Below are 20316 nucleotides of genomic sequence, written 5' to 3' on the forward strand. Positions count from 1 at the left end.
AGATACGCAGAGGAGGCCGGTGGACTTCACAGGCCATTGGCGATCCGGGCGATGCCGTCCTTGAACATCTTCACGTTGAAATTGAGCAGGTAACCGAGCCGATATCGACCTAGCTTCAGATAACTCAGGATCTGAGCGCGATGCACGTCGGTTAGCTTCTCGACGGCCTTGACCTCCACGACGACGAGGTTCTCGACCAAGAGGTCGAGGCGGTAACCGAGTTCTATCTGAACACCGTCGTAGGTGACGGGCATCGGCATTTGTCGTTGGAAGGCCAACCCTGACTTCGTCAGTTCGTAGGCAAGGCAAGCTTCATAAGCGCCTTCGAGAAGCCCTGGTCCAAGAGCGCGATGCACCCTGAGAGCGCAGCCCAGAATTCTCTCTCCAATCAGGTTCTCGTCCACGACCCCTCTGCGTATCTCCGCGATCTCTGCGGTTTGAGAATTGCGTCGGCGACTTCGCTGAGGCCAGGGTTCGAAGAACCTTCATTCTGCGGCGCATGGACGACATTGGAGGGCGGGTTTATGAACGGCGGGGCCGCCGCCCCTGGGGGGAGCCAACGCCGCGCGGAAACGGACCCTGTGAGTCCGCTTCTTCGATAGCGCGCGATCCCTCGGGTGGTCCTCGGCGGCCGGAACAGAGAAAGGATCTCCTCTATGGCGTCCGTGGACACCCTGAAGACGCGCCGTCAACTGACGGTCGGTGACAAGACCTACGCTTACTACAGCCTTCCGGCGGCCGAGGAAGCGGGGCTTTCCGGCATTTCGCGCCTGCCGATCTCGATGAAGGTGCTGCTCGAGAACCTGCTGCGCAACGAGGACGGCGACACCGTCACCGAGGCCGACCTGAAGGCGATCGCCGCCTGGGCCGACAACAAGGGCGCCGTCGAGCACGAGATCAGCTTCCGCCCCGCCCGCGTGCTGATGCAGGACTTCACCGGCGTGCCGGCGGTGGTGGACCTGGCCGCCATGCGCGACGCCATGACCGCGCTGGGCGGCAACCCGGACAAGATCAACCCGCTGAACCCGGTCGACCTCGTGATCGACCACTCGGTGATGATCGACTACTTCGGCACCGCCAAGGCGTTCGGCCAGAACGTCGAGCGCGAGTACGAGCGCAACATCGAGCGCTACAACTTCCTGCGCTGGGGCTCGTCGGCCTTCAACAATTTCCGCGTCGTGCCGCCCGGCACCGGCATCTGTCACCAGGTGAATCTCGAGTACCTGGCCCAGACCGTCTGGACGAACGCGGACGAGGGCCCGGAAGTCGCCTATCCCGACACCGTGGTCGGCACCGACAGCCACACCACCATGATCAACGGCCTGGCCGTGCTGGGCTGGGGCGTGGGCGGCATCGAGGCCGAGGCGGCGATGCTGGGCCAGCCGATCCCGATGCTCATCCCCGAGGTCATCGGCTTCAAGCTGGAGGGGGCGCTGCCGGAAGGCGCCACCGCCACCGACTTGGTGCTCACCGTCACCCAGATGCTGCGCAAGCGCGGCGTGGTGGGCAAGTTCGTGGAGTTCTACGGCTCGGCGCTCGCCAACCTTACCCTGGAAGACCAGGCGACCATCGCCAACATGGCCCCGGAATACGGCGCCACCTGCGGCTTCTTCCCGGTGACGCGCGCCACTATCGACTTCCTGGCCGCCACCGGCCGCACGCCCGACCGCGTGGCCCTCGTCGAGGCCTACGCCAAGGCCCAGGGCATGTGGCGCGAGCCGACCGATCCGGAGCCGGTGTTCACCGACACCCTGGAGCTGGACCTGGGCACGGTCGTCCCCTCGATGGCCGGCCCCAAGCGCCCGCAGGACCGCGTCGTGCTCACCGACGCCGCCTCGGAGTTCAAGGCCGCGCTGGCCGGCGACTTCGGCAAGGCCGACACCATGACCGAGCGCTACAAGGTCGAGGGCGAGAACTTCGACCTGGGCAACGGCGACGTGGTGATCGCCTCGATCACCTCCTGCACCAACACCTCGAACCCCGGCGTGCTGATCGCCGCGGGCCTGGTGGCCAAGAAGGCCGCCGAGAAGGGCCTGCAGGTGAAGCCGTGGGTGAAGACCTCGCTGGCGCCCGGCAGCCAGGTGGTCACCGACTACCTGAAGGCCGCCAAGCTGGACAAGAGCCTGGACGCCCTGGGCTTCAACCTGGTCGGCTACGGCTGCACCACCTGCATCGGCAACTCCGGTCCGCTGCCGGAGCCGGTGTCGGAATCGATCCAGAAGAACGACCTGGTCGCCGTCTCGGTGCTTTCGGGCAACCGCAACTTCGAAGGCCGCGTGAACCCCGACGTGCGCGCCAACTACCTGGCCAGCCCGCCGCTGGTGGTGGCCTATGCCCTGGCCGGCTCGATGCAGGTCGACATCGTCAACGACCCGCTGGGCGAGGGCAAGGACGGCAAGCCCGTCTACCTGCGCGACATCTGGCCGACGACCGCGGAGATCACCGCCCTGCAGCGCAAGCACGTGACGAACAAGATGTTCGCCACCCGCTACGCCGACGTCTTCAAGGGCGACAAGAACTGGCAGAACATCAAGGTGAAGGGCGGCCAGACCTACGACTGGACCCCCGGCTCGACCTACGTGAAGAACCCGCCCTACTTCGAGGGCATGACGATGGAGCCGGCCCCGGTGACCGACATCGTCGAGGCCCGGGTGCTGGGCGTGTTCGGCGACTCGATCACCACCGACCACATCTCTCCGGCCGGTTCGATCAAGACGACGTCGCCCGCCGGCCAGTACCTGATCGAGCGCCAGGTCCCGCCCAGCGACTTCAACGGCTACGGCGCGCGGCGCGGCAACCATGAAGTGATGATGCGCGGCACCTTCGCCAACATCCGCATCCGCAACCGCATCACGCCCGATATCGAAGGCGGGGTGACCAAGCACTTCCCGTCGGGCGAGGTGATGTCGATCTACGACGCGGCCATGCGCTACCAGGGCGAGGGCCGTCCCCTGGTCGTGTTCGCGGGCAAGGAATACGGCACCGGCTCCTCGCGCGACTGGGCGGCCAAGGGCACGAAGCTGCTGGGCGTCCGCGCCGTGGTGGCCGAGAGCTTCGAGCGGATCCACCGGTCGAACCTGGTCGGCATGGGCGTGCTGCCGCTGCAGTTCCTGCAGGAAGGCTGGCACAAGCTGGGCCTGACCGGCGAGGAGATCGTGACGATCCGCGGCCTGACCGAACTGGCCCCGCGCAAGCAGCTGATCGTGGAGATGTACCGTCCCAGCGACGGCCGCATCGCCCGCTTCCCGGTCCGCTGCCGGATCGATACGCCGACCGAGCTCGAATACTTCAAGCAGGGCGGCGTCCTGAACTACGTGCTCCGCGGCCTGGCCCGCGCGCCGGCGGCCGCCGAGTAGGCTTCAGTCTACGACTGACGATGACCAGGGAGCCCTCGCGCAAGCGGGGGCTCCGTCATTTTGGAACCGCGGATTGCACGGATCGGCGCGGGCGATTTCCGCGGCATTCCGCGGGTTCAATCCGAAGGACGGCCGGTCCGCGACCTGTGCCGCGGACCGAACGCAGAAGTCCGGGTCGCCTGGTTCCGGGCGAACTCCCTTGGCCACCGGTCTGGCCCCCGCGAATGCGTCCGCGGGCCTTCGTGGGGTCCTGATAGGGCGCCGGATCGACATGGCCGAGGTGGCGCCTTGTCTCAGCGCGATCTCGCCGCGCGACGTTCCGACGCGGAATATGGTGAATGGAATCAGGTCTTTGAGAGCAGTTCGGCGACGGCGGCCGCGACCTGGGTCACGTCGTACGGCTTGCGGATGACCGGGGCCTCGAAGCCGCCGGGCGCGCCGCCCGTCTCGCCGTAGCCGGTGGCGAAGACGAACGGGATCTTCCGCTGGCTCAGCACCTCGGCGACGGGCGTCACCGAGCGGCCGTTGAGGTTGGCGTCCAGCACGGCGGCGTCGATCGGCCGGTCGAGCAGCGCCATCGCCTCCTCGAGCTCGTAGGCGGGGCCGATCACCTCGGCGCCGGCGTCCGAGAGGCCGGTCTCCAGCTCCAGGGCCAGCAGGACCGCGTCCTCGACGATCAGCACCCGGGCGCCCTTCAGGCTGGCCGGGCCGACGGAGGTGGCCACCGTCTCGGTGACGCGGGGCGCCGGCATAACGGGCGCCACCTCGGGCCGGTCGGCCATCGCCTGGGCGCCGGCCCGCAGGCGCACCACCACCCCCGCGGGCGGGTATTCGGCGGCGGCGTCGCCGTTGAGTTCCCGGCCGGTGACCTGCTCCAGCAGCGTCGAGCCGAAGCCGCGACGGGTCGGGGGCTGCACGGTGGGGCCGCCGCTCTCGGTCCAGGTCAGCTCGAAGCCGCCGGCCCTGCGCGCCGTCCAGCGCACGTGGACGTGGCCGGTCTCGACGGAGAGCGCCCCGAACTTGACCGCGTTGGTGGCCAGCTCGTGCAGGGCGAGGGACAGTGCGTTGGCGGCGCGCGGCGTGAGGAAGAGCTCCGGCCCCTCCCAGCTCGTCTGGCCGGGCGCGATGGCGCCCAGCTCCGCGGCCGCCAGGTGGTCGATGGCGGCCCCGCGCCAGCGGGCGGCGGTCAGCAGCTCGTTCGCCGAGGCCATCGCCTTCAGGCGGCCCGAGAAGGTGTTCAGGAACACGTCGAGCGACGTGGTGCGCTTGGCCGTCTGCGCGGCCAGCGCCTGCACCGCGGCCAGCACGTTCTTCACCCGGTGGTCCAGCTCGGCCATCAGTTCGTGGCGCTGGTCTTCCTCGAGGCGGCTCTGGCTGATGTCCTCGACGATGCCGGTCGTGTCGATGGCGCGGCCCGTCTCGTCGCGGTGGACGATACCGGCCAGCCGAAGCCAGATCGTGCGCCCGTCGTCGGGCCGGATCATCCGGAAGCGCAGGTCGAAGGTCTCGCCCGACTGCAGCGCCGCGTCGCGCTGCGCGCGGAAGGCCGGCAGGTCGTCGGGATGGGCGTGCCGCTCCATCAGCGCGCCGAGGCTCGCGGCCATCTCGCCGGCCGGGAGGCCGGTGATCGCGGCCATCCGCGCGCTGACGATCAGCCGGTCGCCCGCGATGTTCCACTGGAACTCGCCGAGGCCTGCGGCCTGGAGCGCGAGCTCCAGTCGGGTGCGTTCGGAGCTGGGGGGCGGCTCACGCATGATTCGAAGATAGGAAAATGTGGGAGGCGCCTCCACCGCGATCCTGCGCAAACTTTCGTGCCGGGCGCCTTTGCGGCATGCTCTGGAACGACCTATGTTGCAGTGCGTTCATGGCGCAGCTTCCCCAGGGTCTGCCTGGGGGCGAACCTCCGGAGACGAAACATGCCCGCCAAGGCCGGCCAACTGACGACCGAAGACGCGGCTGCGGCTGCCAACGACACCGCCGCGAAGATCACGGCGGATGCTCAGAAGGCGATCGCCGACGCGGCCAAGCGCATCGAAGCCGCGGTCCAGCAGGGCCTCGAGCAGTTGCGCGCGCAGAGCCGCGTCTACGCCGACGTGGCGGGCGAGCAGCTCGACGAGGCGACCCGCGTCGCCAGCGAGCAGATCCGCGCCCGTCCGCTGGCCGCCACCGGCGCGGCGCTGGGCGTGGGGGTGCTGATCGGCCTCCTGCTCGCTTCCGCCTCGCGGCGTTGAACCTCGAGTTCCTCAACATCCGGCGGATCCTCCGGCTCGCCGCCGCGATCGCCGCCGTGGCCGCGGCCGCGGCGGTCGTCGTCGTGGCCGCGTCGTACGCGGTCTACGCCCTGGCGCTGACCTGGCTGACGCCGGCCGCCGCGGCCGCGGCCGTCGCGGGCGTCTTCGCTGTGATCGCCGTGGTGGTCGCGTGGGTCGTGGCGCGGCCGGTGACGCCGCCGCCGAAGAAGCCCGGCGCGCCCCAGGACGACGCCACGCTGGCCGACCGGCTGATCGGGATGGCGAAGGAGCGTCCGCTCATGGCCCTGGGCGCCGCGGCCGCAGCCACCTTCGTGCTGATCCGCAACCCCGCGGTCGTCACCGCCGTCGTCAGCGCCTTCATGGCCGGCAACGCCAGCAAGCCCGAAAAGTGATTTCCTGTCCCCCCGAGGCGTAGCCCGGGGGAAGAGCAGGGCCATCGCATTCGGGCGGCCGAAAGGCCGTCATTCGAACCGCGGAGATCGCGGAGATACGCGGAGGATTCCGGTGAATCCGCGAGCTCTCTGCGATCTCCGCGATCTCTGCGGTTCAAGAATCGGGCGGGCGAGCCGCCCGCAACCCATATGCGATGGCCCTGGGGGAAGAGGAGGATCGGGAACGGCGCGCGCCCGAAAGCGTTGCCTTCGCCGCAGGCCGATCGGATGGCCTGTAGAGGAGAAACGACATGCTCGGTTGGGCCCTGACCTTCCTGGTGGTCGCCCTGATCGCCGCGGTCCTCGGCTTCACGTCGGTGGCCGGCGCGGCGATGGGGATCGCCAAGATCCTGTTCTTCGTCTTCCTGGTTCTGTTCGTGGTGTCGCTGGTCATGCACCTGGTGCGCGGCCGCAGCCCCGGACTCTAGGCAGGCCAGACTCAAGCCTGGGCGCGACGATCCAGCGCCCAGGTCCGATAGGGCTCGTACGTCGAGCCCGTCCAGGCGAGGGCGGTCACGCGGATGCAGCCGTCCTCGACCTCGACCTCGTTGTAGCCGGGCGGCACGCCCCGCTCGCGCACGGACAGCGTCCCGGCGCCGACCGCATAGGTCCGCCCGTCGCCGTGCGGATAGGGCCAGGTGAAGGGCGCATGGATGTGCCCGGAGAGCACCAGGTCCACCCGGGCCTCGCAGAACAGCTCCGCCGCCGTCTCCCCGCCCCAGACCCGCGCCGTCATCGGGCCGCCGATCATCTCGATCAGCGGGTGATGCACCACGACGATCCGGAGGGTGTCGCCGGGCTCGAACCAGTCGGCGGCGGCGCGCGCCTGGCGCATCGAAATCTGGCCCTTCGACCAATTCAACCGCGGCTGCGCGCCGCGGGCGGTGTTGATGCCGCGCACGGCGACGCCGCCGGACCGCCAGCTCTGCCACGGCGCCGGCCCGACCAGCCGCTCGTAGCGGCGGAACGGCGCGAAGATGCGCTCGGCCCACGCGAGGTACGGCGCGTCGTGGTTGCCGGGCGTCACGAGCTTGGGCTCGGGCGCCTCGGCCAGCCAGGCCGTCGCGGCCTGGAACTCCGGGATCTCCGCGTACCGGGTGAGGTCGCCCGAGACGATCGTCAGGTCGAAGCCGCCGGTCCGCAGCCGTTCGCCCGCCGCCGCCACGGCGTCCTTGTTCTCGCCGCCGAAATGGATGTCGGAGAGGTGGGCCAGCCGCAGCTTCACGCAGAGTCCTTCGGCGTCGCCAGCACGCGGCAGATCCTCGGGTCGTAGGTGACCTCGACATGGGTCGGCAGGCTGACGCTCTCGCCGTCCAGCAGGGCCGGGACCTTCCGCGCCGACCAGACCCTGGCCCTGCGGCAGGGGCGGTTGTCGACGGCCGGGTCCTCGCGCCAGTCGCTCACGATGGCGTTGAAGCCCATGCGCAGCACCTCGGCCGCGCCGGTGGGGTTGAGCGCGGCGGCCTCGAACGCGGGCGCGTCGTCGTCCATCACCTTGGAGGCGATGGGGCACATCAGGACGAGCGCCTGGGCCTTCTCGCGCCCACCCTTGTCGAGGCTGTAGCGGAGGCGGCCGGTGAAGGCGCGCTGCATGGCGTCGCGCGTCCTGTGGAACGCCTCGACGATCCTGCCCTCGCGCGCCGCCTCGCGGGCGGCGCCCAGGCGGGCCGGCGAGCCCAGGATCGCGCCGCACAGGAAGCGGTGGCCTTCGATGCAGCCGCCGCCCAGGTCGCGCTCCTCGCCGTTCTCCAGCACGTCGCGCAGCACCTCCTGCCACGGCCGCCGGCCGTAGACGGCGAACGGCAGCATGTTCATCGTCCCGCCCGGCAGCGGCGCGATCGGCGGGCCTTTCGGGCCTGCGAGCTCGGCGGCGCAGCGGATGGTGCCGTCGCCCGCCAGCACCACGAGCAGGTCCGGGCCGGAATCCAGGCTGGCCTTGATGCCGTCGCGCAGCTCGCCGACCTGCGGCGCGCGAATGTTCGGCTTCAGGCCGAATTCGGCGAAGATCGTCTCGAGTTCCGCGGGCGCGTCGGGTTCGACGCTGCCCGATGCGACGTTGGCCACCACCTCGACCTTGGCGAGGCGGGGCCGGTTCTTCTTGGCGCTCATGCCCCCAGGCTTAGCCTCAGTTGGGGACGACGTCGTCACCGGCCTTGCCGGTGGTGGCGTTCCTCACCGCCTCGCCCGCGGTCTGGGCGGCGCTGGAGACGGCCGGCGCGGCCTGGTCGGCGGCGGTGGCCAGGTTCTGGTCGACCACCGTGCCTGCGGCGCCGAAGGACCCGTTCACGGCGGCGAGCGCCAGCACGATCAGGCCGGCGGCGGCGGCCAGCACGAGGAGGGTCATCACCACGGGGTGGCGGCGGCTGCGCTGGGCGTCGCGGCGGCCCAGTTCATACGCCTGGCGCAGGTCGCTGCGCTCGTGGTCGCGGTCGCTGTAGGAGGTCACGGCTTGTCTCCGCTGCAGGGTGTTCCCGCGATGCAACGGAGGGGCGCGGTCTTGGTTCCGGTCGGGAACTGCCCAGGTGGCCTCGCGTTCTGGCCGGCAGGGGACACCCCAAAGGAGAGCCATCGGCATGCTTAAGCCTGTTATCGCGATCGCCGGCGCCGGTCTTCTGGCCGCCGCCTGCACCAGCACCGGTCACACGGAACGTAGCGCCCTCGGCGGCGCGGCCCTCGGCGCGCTCGGCGGCGCGGCGATCGGCGCCATCTCGGGCGACGTGGGCGTCGGCGCGGGCGCTGCGGTCGGCGCGGCCGTCGGCGGCACCGTGGGCGCCGTCAAGGGCTGCCGCGACGAAGGCGGCTGCGGCGCCGCTTCGCCGAACCGTCGCCAGTACTATGACGAACGCGCCGGCCGCTATTACTACTACGACCCGTCCTCGGGCCGGTACTACTGGGAGAACGGCTCGCCGCGGTGACGCGCAGCCGGACTTGATCTGACTGGGGAACGGGCGGCCGGAGCCTTTCCGGCCGCCCGTTCGCCGTGAACGCAGGAGGGGCGCATGCGCAAGACCGTCGTCGTGATGAGCGTGGTGATGATCGCAGGCGTCGCCCTGAGCGCGTGCCAGACCGTGGGAAGCGGCCGCGGCCGGGTCGAGAAGACCCCCGCCGCCTGCCAGGACATGACCGTCCCCGTCTATTTCGAGCCCAACGTGGCCCAACTGACGCCGGAAGGCCGGCGCGTGATCGCCGCGGCGGCGCGCACCGCCAGGCCCTGCAAGGTGGACTCGGTGACGGTGCTGGGGCTGGCCGACGCGGCCGGCGACCCCGCCGCCAACCTCGAACTCTCCAGGAAGCGCGCCGACGCCGTGGCGGGCGCCATCGCCCGGGCCGGCCTGCCGGCCGCGGTCTTCGCGGTCGAGGCCGTGGGCCAGGCGGGATCCGTCACCGCGGACGGCAAGGTCGTCCCGGTGCGTCGGCGGGCGGATATCGCGCTCAAGCTCGGCAGGCCGAAGTAGCTGCCTTTCCCGCTTGCGGGAAAGGGGGACCGCTCGTCGAAGAGCGAGTGGTGGAAAGGGAAAGCGGCCGGCAGGGCGGTCGACCCGGGCTGTTGTCGATATCGTGGGCGAGGCTTTCCCTCTCCACCCCCCGCTCTACGCCCGCTGGCGCGGGCTCGGCGGGCGGTCCCCCTCTCCCGCGAGCGGGAGAGGCAGGAAAAGAGAAGGGCCGGTCAGAGACCGGCCCAAGGTGTGCATCATCGAGAAAAGGGGTGCGGAGACGGCAGACTGGCATGCTCGCCAGCCTCAAGTCGGGGGGGGCGTCGCCGCCTCCGCAGATTAAGAACACGTCAACGCGAGACGCGTTCCGCGGCCGACTCACTTTTCCGCCGAATTTTTCCCGCCCTGCGTGCGGCGCGGTCGTGAGCTCGGAACGGCGGCTTCACCGTCGCGTTTAAGCCCCTGCCGGACGAAGACTGCCGGCCGCGGGAGACGCGTCGGATGCGCAGTTCCTTCGTTGCGACCACCGGGCTGAAACTCATCCGCACCCCCAGCGTGCGCCAGCAGACCGCGCGGCGGCGGCTGGCGATCGTCGGGGCCATCGCGGGCTTCGCCATGCTGAGCGGCGCGATCGGGGTCCTGACCGCGCCGCACGGCTCGACGGAACCCGGACCCCGGACCGGACCGTTCAGCTACTTCCCGTCCGAGTAAGCAAGGAGACCGCCTCATGAGCTACCCGCCCGAGACCGAGCACGCTCCGGTGGTCAACGCCACCCGCGCCCGACAGGGCCGCTGGGGCGCCCACATCTTCTGGGTGCTGGTGTTCGGCACGCTGCTGGCCGCCCTCGGCATGTTCGCCGCCTGGACCTGGAAGTCGACGACCGAGCCGGTCCCCGTCGGCCAGGGGAACGAGCGTGTTGACGGCCGCCTGACCAGCGACACGCCGGCCCCGCCGACGCCCACCTTGCAGAAGCCGCCGGCCGCGCCGCAGCCGTAGCCGCGCCGGCCATCCCGCAAACGAAAAGGGCGCCGCTCGGAAGCGGCGCCCTCTTTCCCTGGACCTCGGTCCGGACGTCAGGCGGCCTGCCTGGACGCCTTGCGCGGATGGAAGAACAGCGCCTGGCCGATCGCCGCCTTCACCGTCTCGGGCTGGAAGGGCTTCGTGATCAGGAAGGTGGGCTCGGGCCGCTCGCCGGTCAGCAGGCGCTCCGGGAAGGCGGTGATGAAGATCACCGGCACGTCGAAGCGCTGCAGGATGTCCTTCACCGCATCGATGCCCGACGAGCCGTCGGCGAGCTGGATGTCGGCCAGCACCAGGCCCGGCGTCTTGCGGGCGACCGCGTCGACCGCCTCGGTCCGCGTGGCGGCGATGTCGACCACCGTGTGGCCGAGCTCGGTCACCAGGGCCTCGATGTCGGCGGCGATCACCGGCTCGTCCTCGATGATGAGGACATCGGTGGCCAGCTCGGCGTCGATCTCGGCCTGGGCCTCGGCGATCAGCCTCTCGATCTCGGGGAAGTCGGCGCCCAGGATCTGGGCCGCTTCGGTCGGCGTGAAGCCTTCGAGGGCGGTGAGCAGGAACGCCTGGCGCGAGCGCGGCGCGATGCGCATCAGCCGGCGCGTGGCGTCGTCGACGCCGTAGTCGTCGTCGCCGGGCCCCTCGAGCTGGGCCCCCGTCGAGCACCAGATGGCGTGGAACACGTGATAGAGCGCCACGCGCGGCGTCATGCTGTCGGACAACGTCCGCTCACCGGCCGCCAGGGCCTCGAGCGCGACGCGGACGTAGTGGTCGCCGGTGGTCTGGTCGCCGGTCAGCGCGCGCGCATACCGGCGTACGTAGGGTAGATGCGGCGCCAGTCGAGCTAGAAGACTCAAGGGTTGCCCCTCCCGTATTGCCTGTCTCACAAGGCAGTCACGGCCGGAAACGCCTTTCCTGGCCGTGACCCCATGTTGATCCGAAAACGTGACCGCTGGGAACCGGTTCCCTTGCGGCGCGGTTTTCCGCATCTTGTCCCGCATCCATCGGGAACCTGCCGCGGGGCAAGGGCGTTGAGCGCTGACAAGGAAGGCCAGAGGGGGCGGTCTCCGCGCGAGCGGGGCGCCGACGATATGATAGAACAGCGTCCATCCCCGGAGCGCCGGAAGGCGACCGCAGCCCTGGATGAAGCCCGCCTGCGCCAGCAGGCGATCGGCGTACGTCTGCGTCAGATGTTCGACGAGGTGGTGAACGAGGACGTCCCGGACGAATTCCTCGAAATCCTCCGCCGTGCCGACGAACGCAGCGCGGAGAAGCCCTGATGGACGTCGCCGTCGCGCCGAAGCCGCGGCCGCCTCGCACCCCCGAGGAAGACGCCGCCTTCAAGAAGGAGCTGGTGCAGTTGATCCCGCACCTGCGCGCCTTCGCCCGGACCCTGTGCGGCGATCCCACCGCGGCCGACGACCTGGCCCAGGACGCCATGATGAAGGCCTGGGACGCCCGCGCCAGCTTCCAGATGGGCACCAACATGAAGGCCTGGACCTTCATGATCCTGCGCAACCAGTTCTACTCCGAGAAGCGCCGCTCGTGGCGCCAGAGCCAGCTCGACCAGGAAGCGGCCGAGCGGACCCTGGTGGCCGTCGACGATCCCGAGGCGCCCGTGGCGCTGGACGAACTGCGCCAGGGCCTGGCCATGCTTCCGGCGGAACAGCGCGAAGCGCTGATCCTCGTGGGGGCCGGCGGCTTCGCCTACGAAGAGGCGGCCGAGATCTGCAACTGCGCGGTGGGGACGGTGAAGAGCCGGGTCAGCCGCGCGCGCCGGGCGCTCCACGCCATCCTCGAAGCGGGCGCCTACGATCGCGACGGGGGACAGGCCAGTGACGCCATGCGTTCTATCCTGGCCGACGCGGAGCGGTTAAGCAGCGTCCGGTAAGGACGTCGCATGGCCGGGTGGAGTTCGCTCAGCACGATCAGGGTCCGCCTGATCGCCGCGCTTGCGGCCGCGCTCCTGCCTGTCCTGATCCTGGGCGCGCTGCAGTCGGCCATCGGCTTCCAGCGGGAGGGCCGGGCGCTCAGGCAGAACCTCGGGTTCGCGGCCGAGCGGAGCGCCGCGACCGCGCGCGCCAAGATGGAGAGCGCCGACGTCCTCCTGCAGACGCTGGCGCCCGGCGCGGTCGGCTTCCAGTGCCAGGAGCGGCTGGCGCAGGTGACCGCGCGCATCCCGGGCTATCTGAACCTGATCCGCTTCGACCGTGACGGGCGCGTGGTCTGCGCGGCCGGCGGCGTGCCGGCCGATCCCGCGCGCTCTGGCCGCGACTGGTTCCGCCAGTTGCAGGGCGGGCGCAGCTACGCCGTCACGCGCGACGCGGGCTCGACCTATGCGCGGGAGCCGGCGGTGCTGACCGCCGCCCGGGCGACCGCGCCCGACGGCGCCTTCGACGGGGCGTTCGCCGCGGTGATCTCGCTCTCGAGCCTGCAGCCGCGCGCGAGCGACCCTTCCCTGCCGAGGGGCGCCGAGGTCGGGCTGGTGGACAAGGGCGGCCGCTACATCACGACCACCGATCCCGGCGCGTTCCCGCGCCTGCCGGCCGACTGGCGGGCCAAGGTCGAGGCCGCCGGCGCCCTGGTGTGGTACGGCGACGACGGCAAGAGCCGGCGGCGGGTCTATTCGGCCGCGCCCGTGGTCGGCGATCAGGTCTATGTGGTGCTCTCGGCGCAGTCGCCGGGGATCCTCTCCTGGTCGCGGCTGAACCCGCTCTCCGGGATCGCCTTCCCGCTGCTCAGCTTCCTGCTGGCGCTGCTGTTCGTCTCGGCCGCGGCCGACCGGGTGGTGGTGCGCTGGATCGAGTACCTGCAACGGATCGCGGCGCTCTACGCGCGCGGCCGCCTCTCGGTTCGCCCGGTGCAGGCCGAGCAGATGCCGCCCGAGATCCGCGAGCTCGCCGAGACGCTGGAGGACATGGCCGACGCCATCGTCGCCCGCGACGCCTCCCTGCGCGACAGCCTCGCCCAGAAGGATGCGCTGATGCGCGAGATCCATCACCGGGTGAAGAACAACCTCCAGATCATCTCCAGCCTGCTCAACATGCAGCAGCGGGCCCTGACCGACCCCGCCGCGCGCTCGGCGATGAGCGACACCCGCCAGCGGATCACGGCGCTCGCCCTGATCTACCGCGCCCTCTACCAGGGACCCGACCTGAAGCGGGTGGACCTGCGGCCGTTCCTGGAGGAGCTCACCGCCCAACTGGTCAACGGCGAGCTCGCCCACGGCCTGGCCGTCCGCACCGAGCTGAAGGTCGACCCGCTGGTCATCGACCCCGACCGCCTGGCGCCGCTGGCGCTCTTCGCGGTCGAGGCGGTCACCAACGCCCAGAAGCATGCCTTCGCCTCGCGAGGCGGGGTGCTGAAGCTGGAGTTCACGGTCCGCGGCGACGAGGCCGAGCTGACCATCTCCGACGACGGCGAGCCGTCGGCCGACGCCCTGGTGTCGTCCGGGGTGGGCCGCACCCTGATGACCGCCTTCGCGCGGCAACTGCGCGGCCGCGCCGAGCTGGTCCGCAACCCGTCCGGCGGCGTCACCGCGCGGCTGGTCTTCCCGACGCCCGCCGCAGACAGGGCGCCGCCCGCGCAGGGGCGCAACGGGGGGAACCAGGCGGCGGCATGAAGCGTTGCCGCGGGGCAAGTTCAAATCCCGCCGGGAGATTCCACAAATGCGCAATCTGATCCTGCTGGCCATCGTGGCCGCGAGCATGGCCACGGCCGCCTGCAACACCGTCTCGGGCGCGGGCAAGGACGTGAAGTCCGCCGGTGAAGCCGTCACGAACACGGCCGAAGACGCCAAGAAGTAGACGTCGCGACCCTTACGGCGCGAGAGCCCCGCAGCCGCTGGCCGCGGGGCTTCTTCGTGCTCAGGCCGCGGTGCGGACCGCGTCCTGCGGCAGCGCGAACAGGCCGAAGCCGCCCGCGAGCGGCGTGAGTTCGCCGCCCGCTTCCTCCTTGAGCCCCAGCGCCAGCCGGCCGCCCGGCGCGAGCGCCTGCTTCAACTGGCCGATCACGCGGGCCTGGGCCTCGGGCGCCATCTGGGTCAGCACGTTGCGGCAGAGCAGGAGGTCGAACTGGCCGAAACGGCCGAGGTCGTCCACCAGGTTCACGCGGCGCCAGCGGATCATCTGGCGGATGCGCGGCGACAGCACGAAGGACTCGCCGTCCTTCTCGAAGTGGCGCACCAGGGTGCGCGCCGGCAGGCCGCGCTGCACCTCGAATTGCGAATAGACGCCCGACTGCGCCTTCTCCAGGCTCCGCTCCGAGAGGTCGGAGGCGAACAGTTCGACCTTGCCCGCCAGGGTCGGCGTGTCGGCGATCATCATGGCCAGCGAGTAGATCTCCTGGCCCGTCCCGCAGGCGGTGCTCCACACCCGGACCGGCGCGCCCGCCCGCTGGCGCACCAGGGTCGGGATCACGTCGTGGACCAGGGCCTCGAACACCGCGTGGTCGCGGAGGAATTCGCTCTCGGGCAGCGCGATGGCCTCGACGATCGCCCAGTTGAGCCGGTCGTCGCCGCCGCCGTCGCGCAGGCGGCCGATGAACTCCTCGGGCGAGCTGAAGCCTTCACGGCGGGCGACGGGGGCCAGCCGGCTCTCGATCAGGTAGGCCTTCTCGGCGTCGACCTTGAGGCCGGCGCGGGCGAGGCACAGGGCGGCGACGAAGGCGCGGTCGACGGCGGCGATCATGCGGCCACGCCCAGCCACGCCAGCTTCCCGGCGACGATGGCGCCGTCGAAGGGCTTCATGATGTATTCGTCGGCGCCGGCGTCCAGCGCCTCGCGGATGCGGCCGATGTCGGTCTCGCCCGAACAGAACACGACCTTGGGCCGATCGCCTCCGGGCTCGGCGCGCAGGCGCTTCAGGAATTCCATCCCGTCCATGCCGGGCATGATCCAGTCCAGCAGGATCGCGTCGGGCATCACGGCGCTGCACCAGGCCATGGCCTCCACGCCGTCCGACGCCTCGGCGACCTCGAAGCCGAGGTCTTCGAGGATGCGGCGCGACACCTTGCGGATCACGCGGCTGTCGTCGACGACGAGACAGGTCTTCACGGAAGCGGCTCCGAAACTCGAAGCCCTATCTCGCGCCCCGGTGGTTAACGCGGGGCTGACGCGGACGATGAACGCCGCAGTTTCCTGGCGTCCCGTGTCGCTTCCGCCCGGCGCGTTCAGCAGGGCGGCGCCCAGCAGGATGGTGGCCAGGCCGGCCGCCAGCTTCAGGATGGTTCCCACGCGCACGCCCCCTCGACCCGAACGAAAGCCGAGCTCAGGCCCGCGGCTCGCCCGCGGTCAACGGCGGCGCTATCGTGCGGCCATGGTCGGCGTTCCCGAGATCCGCGCCCTGGCGGCCGCCCTGCCCGAGGCGGCGGACGCGTGCAGCGAGACGCACCTCGGGTTCACCGTGGGCGGCAAGGGCTTCGCCTGGACGTACCTCGTGCGCGAGACGCCGAAGGGCAAGCGGTTGCCGCGGATCGACGTGCTGGCCGTGCGCTGCGACCTGGCGCGCAAGGAGATGCTGATCGCGGCCGCGCCTGAGCGGTTCTTCGACGACGATCACTACCGCGGCTATCCGGCCGTCCTGGTGCGGCTGGCGCGGATCGAGGCGGACGAGCTCGCGGCGCTGTTCCGCGAGGCCTGGCGGCTCTCGGCGCCGAAGGCCGTGCTGAAGCGCTATCCCGGAATCTAGGCCGGCAGGGTGGCGGCGAAGACGACCCGCTCCTCCTGCACGTCGGCGAAGACGCGGCCGCCCGCGTCGCCCACGAAGAGGTGGGTGTAGTAGGCCTGGACCCAGTGGCCGTGCAGGCCCTCGCCCGGCGGCTGGCCCTGCAGGCCGGCCAGCACCTCGGGGCGCAGCCGCGCGCGCGGCCCGGTGGCTTCGATGGCGATGGCGATGGACGCGCCCTCCTGCACCGCCTGCACCTTCGCCACGCCGCCGGTCGGCAGCGCCGCGCCGGCCATCTGCGCGAGGTTCAGCAGCGTGCGCGCCGCGGGCTTGTTCACCGCCGGGACGTCCACCGCCCAGGCCAGCTCGGCGCGCATGTGGTCGAAGACGCCGGCGGCCAGCTTCTCCAGCTCGCGCACGTCGAAGGTCTCGGCCGAGGCGCTGGCCCCGAACGCCACGCGGGAGAACGAGAGCAGGTCGGCCAGCTTCTTCGACGACGAGACGATGAGACCCATCGCCTCCTCGCGCATGTCCTGCGCCGAGGGGTCTTCCAGCAGGTCCAGGCCCGAGGCGATGGCGCTCGCGGGGCTGATGAAGTCGTGGCACATCCTGGCGGCCAGATAGGCGGCCACCTCGGCGGTGCGGACGTTTTCGGCGGTCTCGATCATGGGGGCCGACCTTTACGCGATTTGGCGGTTGGGGAAACGCCTCCGCCTCTCTAAGGAACCCGGGATGGACAGGTTTTCGGACCCCTTCCTGGAGCCGGGCGTCCTGGTGCGTCACCCCACCCGGCCCGACTGGGGGCTGGGCCAGGTCCAGTCGGTGGCGGGCCGCAAGGTGACCGTGAACTTCGAGCACGCGGGCAAGCAGACGATCGACGCGGGCGTGGTCACGCTCGGCTTCGCCGGCGACGACCCGCAGGAACTGGACCGAGGGACGAGTTGAGCGACGAGAACGACGTGGGCGAGGTGCTGGCCGGGATTTGCGAAGCCGCGGCGGCGCTGATCCTGCCCCTCTGGAAGACCGGCCTGACCGTACACGCCAAGGCCGACGAGAGCCCGGTGACCGAGGCCGACCGGCGCGGCGAGGCGCTGATCCTGGAACATCTGGCGCGCCATTTCCCGGACGTGCCGGTGATCTCGGAGGAGGACGCCAGCGAGTTCGGGACGCCGCAGTCGATCGGCCCGCGTTTCTTCCTGGTCGACCCGGTGGACGGCACCAAGGCGTTCGTGCGCGGCGACCCGAACTTCACGGTGAACATCGCGCTGATCGTCGACGGGCGGCCCGTCGCCGGCGCCGTCAACGCGCCGCCCACGGGCGAGACCTGGTTCACGCAGGGCGGCGTGGCGATGAAGCGCACGAACGGCGGGCCGGCCGCGCGCGTGCGGGTCCGGTCGTGGCCGAAGGGCAAGGCGGTGGCCCTGGTCAGCCACACCATGAAGGACGAGACCCGCCGCAAGCTGATGGACCAGTACGGCTTCGACCTGCCCGAGCCGATGGATTCGTCCATCAAGTTCGTACGGATCGCCGAGGGCGCGGCCGACCTCTATCCACGCCACGGACCGACCATGGAATGGGACATCGCCGCGGGCCACGCGGTGCTGGAGGCGGCCGGCGGGACGGTGCGCACGCCCGAGGGCGGGCCGGTGCTCTACGGCAAGGCCGCCGACAAGTTCCGCAACGGCTGGTTCGTCGCGAAGGGCGGCTGACTAGATGTGCTTGCCGGGTCCGAAGTCGTCGACCGGCGCGACCGCCGACACCGGCGCTTCGTAGACCGGGCCGGCGGGCGGTTCCGCGGCGACCAGGGCATGGCCGATGACCCAGTAGCCGATGAAGCCGGTCATGAAGGCCACGCAGGCCAGCAGCATATAGGGCTTCAGCAGGGTCATCGCGGACTCTCGGGGCCTCGGGGCGGCGTTCTCCCCCATCTCAACGAAAGCGCCCCACGGGGGTTGCAGCCCCGCTCGCCCTTGTCCGGTCAAATCGCCCGAACTAGCAGAGGAGGCGGCCCGGTCCGTCGGGGAGCCAGGGCCGCGCTTGGAGAGTCCTCCGCCCATGACGCTGTTGTCCAGGCTCCGTCGGCTGTGGCTCGACGTACACCTCTGGATCGGTGCGGGCCTGGTGGTCGTGCTCATTCCGCTGAGCGTCACGGGAGCGATCCTCGTCTGGCACGATCCGATCGACCGCGCTCTCTATGCCGGGAGATACGCAACGAGCGGGCCAACGGCTTCACTGCCGGTGCAGGCTTATGCGGACGCCGCGCAGGTGGCGTTCGGCGACGAGGCGCGGCTGACCCAGGTGCGCCTGCCGCAGAACGCCGGTGACCCGGTCGTGGCGGTGGGGCGGATCGAGGGCGCGCCGGGCCCGGGCGGCCGCCCGCGCACGATGAACGCCTGGATCGACCCGCCGACCGGGGCGCTGCTCGGCAAGGCCGAGATCGCGAAGCAGCCGACGATGGTCATGCACCGCATCCACGGCTCGCTGATGCTGCCGCCCTCCAGCGGGCCGGGGCCGGCGCTGGGCCGCCAGGTCGTGGGCTGGCTGGGCTGGGCGATGTTCGTCTCGTGCGCGACGGGGCTGTGGCTCTGGTGGCCGCGGCGCGGCGGGGTCCGCCAGGGCCTGCGCTGGCGCCGCGGCGCCTCAACGCTCTTCAACCTGCATCACCTGATCGGGTTCTGGGTGTGCGCGCCGCTGGCGGTGCTGAGCCTGACCGGCGTCTACATCTCGTTCCCGCAGACGAGCCGCGCGCTTTTCGGCCTGCCGCCGCCGCCGCCGCGCGCGGCCGGCCCCGGCCGCTTCGCGCCCCCGATCCCCGCGCCCAGCCTGACGGTGGGCCAGGCGGTCGCCGCGGCCCGGGCCGAGGCGACCGGCGCAGTGGTCACCGAGGTCAACACGCCGACCCGTGGCGACGAGCCGGCCTGGCGCGTGCAACTGAAGGTCCCGGGCGCCGAGCGGCCCCGGACCGTGCAGGTGGTCGATGCGACGGGCGCGGCGAAGGCCGTTCGCGAGCGCGGTCCTGGCGGCGGGGACGGCCAGGGCGCGGAACCGCCGAAGGACGGGATCTCGCCGCTGATGCGCCAGATCCACGACGGGAACGGGATGGGCCCCGCCTGGCAGGCGATCATCTTCGTCGCCGGGATCGCGCCGGCGGTGCTCGGGATCACCGGGGTCGTCATGTGGCTCAGGCGGCGCGCGCGGCGGCGCGCCGTCCGGCACGGGCAGGCCTAGCGCGTGACCTCGAAGGTCAGCGTGTAGCTGCTCGACTTCGCGACGGGCGCGGGCGCCGCGCCCTCCTCGCGCACAGGGTAGCTCGCCTGCAGCACGTAGACGCCGGGGGTCGGCAGCTTGAGGCTGGCCGCGCCGGCCGCGTCGGTGCGGACTGTCTGCGCGAAACGCTGGTCGACGTAGACGTCGCCGGCCCGCGAGAGCGTGAAGGCGAAGGTGGGGAGCGGCTTGCCGTCGTTCAGGACGCGGATCTTGAACGCCTCGCCGGCGAAGGCCTCGTTGGGATGGCTGATCGCCTCGACTTCGAGGCCCTGGCCCGTGGGCTTCAGCGCACCGTTCGTCGGCGCGCCCTTGGTGACGTAGGTCTCGGAGCGGTTGTAGCCGACCGCGGTCATCGTCTCGGCGCCTGCCGGGATCGCGCTCTCTTCCACGAAGCGGCTCTGGCCGCCGCCGGCGCCAGGGGGCGGGCCGCCACCCGCCGCGCCGGCCGGAGGACCGCCCGCGGGGGGAGCGCCGGCGGGAGGAGCGCCGCCGCCGCGACCCGGACCGCCCGCAGGCCGGACCATCTTCCAGGCGCCGTCGATCTTGACCCACTTGGCGCTGCGCCCGGCGCGCTCGCCGGTGGAGATGCGGTACGTGCCGTCGGCGGGAAGGTCGACCTCCACGACCGCGAACTCCTTGAGCATCACCACATTCGCGGCCTTGACCGGCTGGCCGTCGTTGCCGGTCACCCAGAACGGCGCTTCGCCGCGGATCGGCATGTCGGGGACGAAGAAGGCGCCTTCCGTCAGCGCCGCCTCGACCGAGACGAACGGATGCTTGGGTGCAAAGGTCGTCGGCTTGAGGTAGGGTGTGTGCGCGAAGGCCCCCTGGGCCAGGGCGAGACCGCCTACGAACAACGCAACTCCAGCGATCCGGCGCATTTCCAGTCTCCACA

Annotated in this window: 27 protein-coding genes; 16 read left to right on the top strand and 11 right to left on the bottom strand. The window is 71.0% G+C overall.

Translation table 11 applies throughout. The features are described 5' to 3' along the window. Positions 1-26: 26 nt before the first annotated feature. On the bottom strand, positions 27-404 hold the full coding sequence (locus KF737_RS08925; protein ID WP_296453258.1) for a GxxExxY protein: 378 nt from the start codon (positions 402-404) through the stop codon (positions 27-29). Positions 405-656: 252 nt separating this feature from the next. On the opposite strand from KF737_RS08925, the gene acnA reads away from it, so the two are divergent. Further along, entirely contained in the window at positions 657-3356 is a 2700-nt protein-coding gene (gene acnA, locus KF737_RS08930; RefSeq protein ID WP_296453261.1) for an aconitate hydratase AcnA, read from the top strand. A 344-nt stretch (positions 3357-3700) separates the two neighbouring features. Here the strand turns inward: acnA and KF737_RS08935 are convergent, their stop codons facing one another. After that, positions 3701-5110 (bottom strand): HWE histidine kinase domain-containing protein, encoded by a 1410-nt coding sequence (locus tag KF737_RS08935; protein ID WP_296453264.1) that lies wholly within the window; start codon positions 5108-5110, stop codon positions 3701-3703. 162 nt (positions 5111-5272) lie between these two features. On the opposite strand from KF737_RS08935, the gene KF737_RS08940 reads away from it, so the two are divergent. The 3 genes from KF737_RS08940 to KF737_RS08950 all read left to right on the top strand — a co-directional run bounded on the left by KF737_RS08940 (position 5273) and on the right by KF737_RS08950 (position 6467). After that, a complete protein-coding gene (locus tag KF737_RS08940) occupies positions 5273-5587 on the top strand; it encodes a hypothetical protein (RefSeq protein WP_296453267.1) in 315 nt (104 codons plus the stop codon). After that, positions 5584-6000, top strand: a complete 417-nt coding sequence (locus KF737_RS08945; protein WP_296453270.1) for a hypothetical protein — start codon at positions 5584-5586, stop codon at positions 5998-6000. The genes KF737_RS08940 and KF737_RS08945 overlap by 4 nt, the downstream gene beginning before the upstream one ends. A gap of 290 nt (positions 6001-6290) precedes the next feature. Continuing rightward, positions 6291-6467: a DUF1328 domain-containing protein gene (locus tag KF737_RS08950; RefSeq protein WP_296453273.1), complete on the top strand. Its 177-nt coding sequence runs from the start codon at positions 6291-6293 to the stop codon at positions 6465-6467. An 11-nt stretch (positions 6468-6478) separates the two neighbouring features. Here the strand turns inward: KF737_RS08950 and KF737_RS08955 are convergent, their stop codons facing one another. The 3 genes from KF737_RS08955 to KF737_RS08965 are packed head-to-tail and all read right to left on the bottom strand — an operon-like array spanning position 6479 to position 8485. Next, complete coding sequence (locus KF737_RS08955) at positions 6479-7264, bottom strand: metallophosphoesterase (RefSeq protein ID WP_367273221.1); 786 nt, start codon at positions 7262-7264, stop codon at positions 6479-6481. After that, positions 7261-8148, bottom strand: coding sequence for a diacylglycerol kinase family protein (locus tag KF737_RS08960; RefSeq protein WP_296453276.1), 888 nt, complete (start codon positions 8146-8148; stop codon positions 7261-7263). The genes KF737_RS08955 and KF737_RS08960 overlap by 4 nt, the downstream gene beginning before the upstream one ends. A 16-nt stretch (positions 8149-8164) precedes the next feature. Beyond that, positions 8165-8485 carry a hypothetical protein gene (locus KF737_RS08965; protein ID WP_296453279.1) on the bottom strand — a complete coding sequence of 107 codons (321 nt, stop codon included), beginning with the start codon at positions 8483-8485 and terminating at the stop codon, positions 8165-8167. 127 nt (positions 8486-8612) lie between these two features. Here KF737_RS08965 and KF737_RS08970 point away from each other — a divergent pair, with 127 nt between their 5' ends. The 4 genes from KF737_RS08970 to KF737_RS08985 all read left to right on the top strand — a co-directional run bounded on the left by KF737_RS08970 (position 8613) and on the right by KF737_RS08985 (position 10470). Further along, positions 8613-8954 (top strand): YMGG-like glycine zipper-containing protein, encoded by a 342-nt coding sequence (locus KF737_RS08970; protein WP_296453284.1) that lies wholly within the window; start codon positions 8613-8615, stop codon positions 8952-8954. Positions 8955-9038: 84 nt separating this feature from the next. Next, positions 9039-9494, top strand: a complete 456-nt coding sequence (locus KF737_RS08975; protein ID WP_296453287.1) for an OmpA family protein — start codon at positions 9039-9041, stop codon at positions 9492-9494. A 480-nt stretch (positions 9495-9974) separates the two neighbouring features. Then, the gene (locus tag KF737_RS08980) at positions 9975-10184 is read left to right on the top strand and encodes a hypothetical protein (RefSeq protein ID WP_296453289.1); all 210 of its coding nucleotides are present in this window, start codon (positions 9975-9977) and stop codon (positions 10182-10184) included. 16 nt (positions 10185-10200) lie between these two features. Further along, on the top strand, positions 10201-10470 hold the full coding sequence (locus tag KF737_RS08985) for a hypothetical protein (RefSeq protein ID WP_296453292.1): 270 nt from the start codon (positions 10201-10203) through the stop codon (positions 10468-10470). Positions 10471-10547: 77 nt separating this feature from the next. On the opposite strand, the gene KF737_RS08990 is transcribed toward KF737_RS08985, so the two are convergent. Then, positions 10548-11348 (bottom strand): response regulator, encoded by an 801-nt coding sequence (locus KF737_RS08990; RefSeq protein ID WP_296453295.1) that lies wholly within the window; start codon positions 11346-11348, stop codon positions 10548-10550. 234 nt (positions 11349-11582) lie between these two features. Here KF737_RS08990 and KF737_RS08995 point away from each other — a divergent pair, with 234 nt between their 5' ends. The 4 genes from KF737_RS08995 to KF737_RS09010 are packed head-to-tail and all read left to right on the top strand — an operon-like array spanning position 11583 to position 14297. Beyond that, entirely contained in the window at positions 11583-11771 is a 189-nt protein-coding gene (locus KF737_RS08995) for a NepR family anti-sigma factor (protein ID WP_296453550.1), read from the top strand. Beyond that, positions 11771-12382 (top strand): sigma-70 family RNA polymerase sigma factor, encoded by a 612-nt coding sequence (locus tag KF737_RS09000; RefSeq protein ID WP_296453300.1) that lies wholly within the window; start codon positions 11771-11773, stop codon positions 12380-12382. Before KF737_RS08995 ends, KF737_RS09000 begins: the two co-directional genes overlap by 1 nt. Positions 12383-12391: 9 nt before the next feature. After that, on the top strand, positions 12392-14113 hold the full coding sequence (locus KF737_RS09005) for a sensor histidine kinase (protein WP_296453303.1): 1722 nt from the start codon (positions 12392-12394) through the stop codon (positions 14111-14113). Between the two features lie 46 nt (positions 14114-14159). After that, on the top strand, positions 14160-14297 hold the full coding sequence (locus tag KF737_RS09010) for an entericidin A/B family lipoprotein (RefSeq protein ID WP_296453305.1): 138 nt from the start codon (positions 14160-14162) through the stop codon (positions 14295-14297). Positions 14298-14357: 60 nt separating this feature from the next. On the opposite strand, the gene KF737_RS09015 is transcribed toward KF737_RS09010, so the two are convergent. Continuing rightward, complete coding sequence (locus tag KF737_RS09015; RefSeq protein WP_296453323.1) at positions 14358-15179, bottom strand: protein-glutamate O-methyltransferase CheR; 822 nt, start codon at positions 15177-15179, stop codon at positions 14358-14360. Next, positions 15176-15544, bottom strand: a complete 369-nt coding sequence (locus tag KF737_RS09020) for a PleD family two-component system response regulator (RefSeq protein ID WP_296453552.1) — start codon at positions 15542-15544, stop codon at positions 15176-15178. Before KF737_RS09020 ends, KF737_RS09015 begins: the two co-directional genes overlap by 4 nt. A gap of 262 nt (positions 15545-15806) precedes the next feature. Between KF737_RS09020 and KF737_RS09025 the strand changes: the two genes are divergently transcribed. Further along, positions 15807-16178 (top strand): MmcQ/YjbR family DNA-binding protein, encoded by a 372-nt coding sequence (locus KF737_RS09025; protein ID WP_296453325.1) that lies wholly within the window; start codon positions 15807-15809, stop codon positions 16176-16178. Here KF737_RS09025 and chpT read toward each other — a convergent pair. Next, positions 16175-16822 (bottom strand): histidine phosphotransferase ChpT, encoded by a 648-nt coding sequence (chpT, locus tag KF737_RS09030; RefSeq protein WP_296453327.1) that lies wholly within the window; start codon positions 16820-16822, stop codon positions 16175-16177. The genes KF737_RS09025 and chpT overlap by 4 nt on opposite strands. Before the next feature lie 64 nt (positions 16823-16886). On the opposite strand from chpT, the gene KF737_RS09035 reads away from it, so the two are divergent. Both KF737_RS09035 and cysQ read left to right on the top strand, forming a co-directional pair. After that, on the top strand, positions 16887-17099 hold the full coding sequence (locus tag KF737_RS09035) for a DUF3553 domain-containing protein (RefSeq protein WP_296453329.1): 213 nt from the start codon (positions 16887-16889) through the stop codon (positions 17097-17099). After that, positions 17096-17863: a 3'(2'),5'-bisphosphate nucleotidase CysQ gene (cysQ, locus tag KF737_RS09040; RefSeq protein WP_296453331.1), complete on the top strand. Its 768-nt coding sequence runs from the start codon at positions 17096-17098 to the stop codon at positions 17861-17863. Before KF737_RS09035 ends, cysQ begins: the two co-directional genes overlap by 4 nt. On the opposite strand, the gene KF737_RS09045 is transcribed toward cysQ, so the two are convergent. Further along, positions 17864-18043: a hypothetical protein gene (locus KF737_RS09045; protein ID WP_296453332.1), complete on the bottom strand. Its 180-nt coding sequence runs from the start codon at positions 18041-18043 to the stop codon at positions 17864-17866. A gap of 166 nt (positions 18044-18209) precedes the next feature. Between KF737_RS09045 and KF737_RS09050 the strand changes: the two genes are divergently transcribed. Next, positions 18210-19382, top strand: a complete 1173-nt coding sequence (locus KF737_RS09050; protein ID WP_296453335.1) for a PepSY domain-containing protein — start codon at positions 18210-18212, stop codon at positions 19380-19382. Here the strand turns inward: KF737_RS09050 and KF737_RS09055 are convergent. Continuing rightward, a complete protein-coding gene (locus KF737_RS09055; RefSeq protein ID WP_296453337.1) occupies positions 19379-20302 on the bottom strand; it encodes a DUF4198 domain-containing protein in 924 nt (307 codons plus the stop codon). The two genes, KF737_RS09050 and KF737_RS09055, sit on opposite strands and share 4 nt — an antisense overlap. Positions 20303-20316: the final 14 nt, after the last annotated feature.

It is taken from the genome of Phenylobacterium sp., assembly GCF_019636135.1.
Taxonomy (GTDB): domain Bacteria; phylum Pseudomonadota; class Alphaproteobacteria; order Caulobacterales; family Caulobacteraceae; genus Phenylobacterium.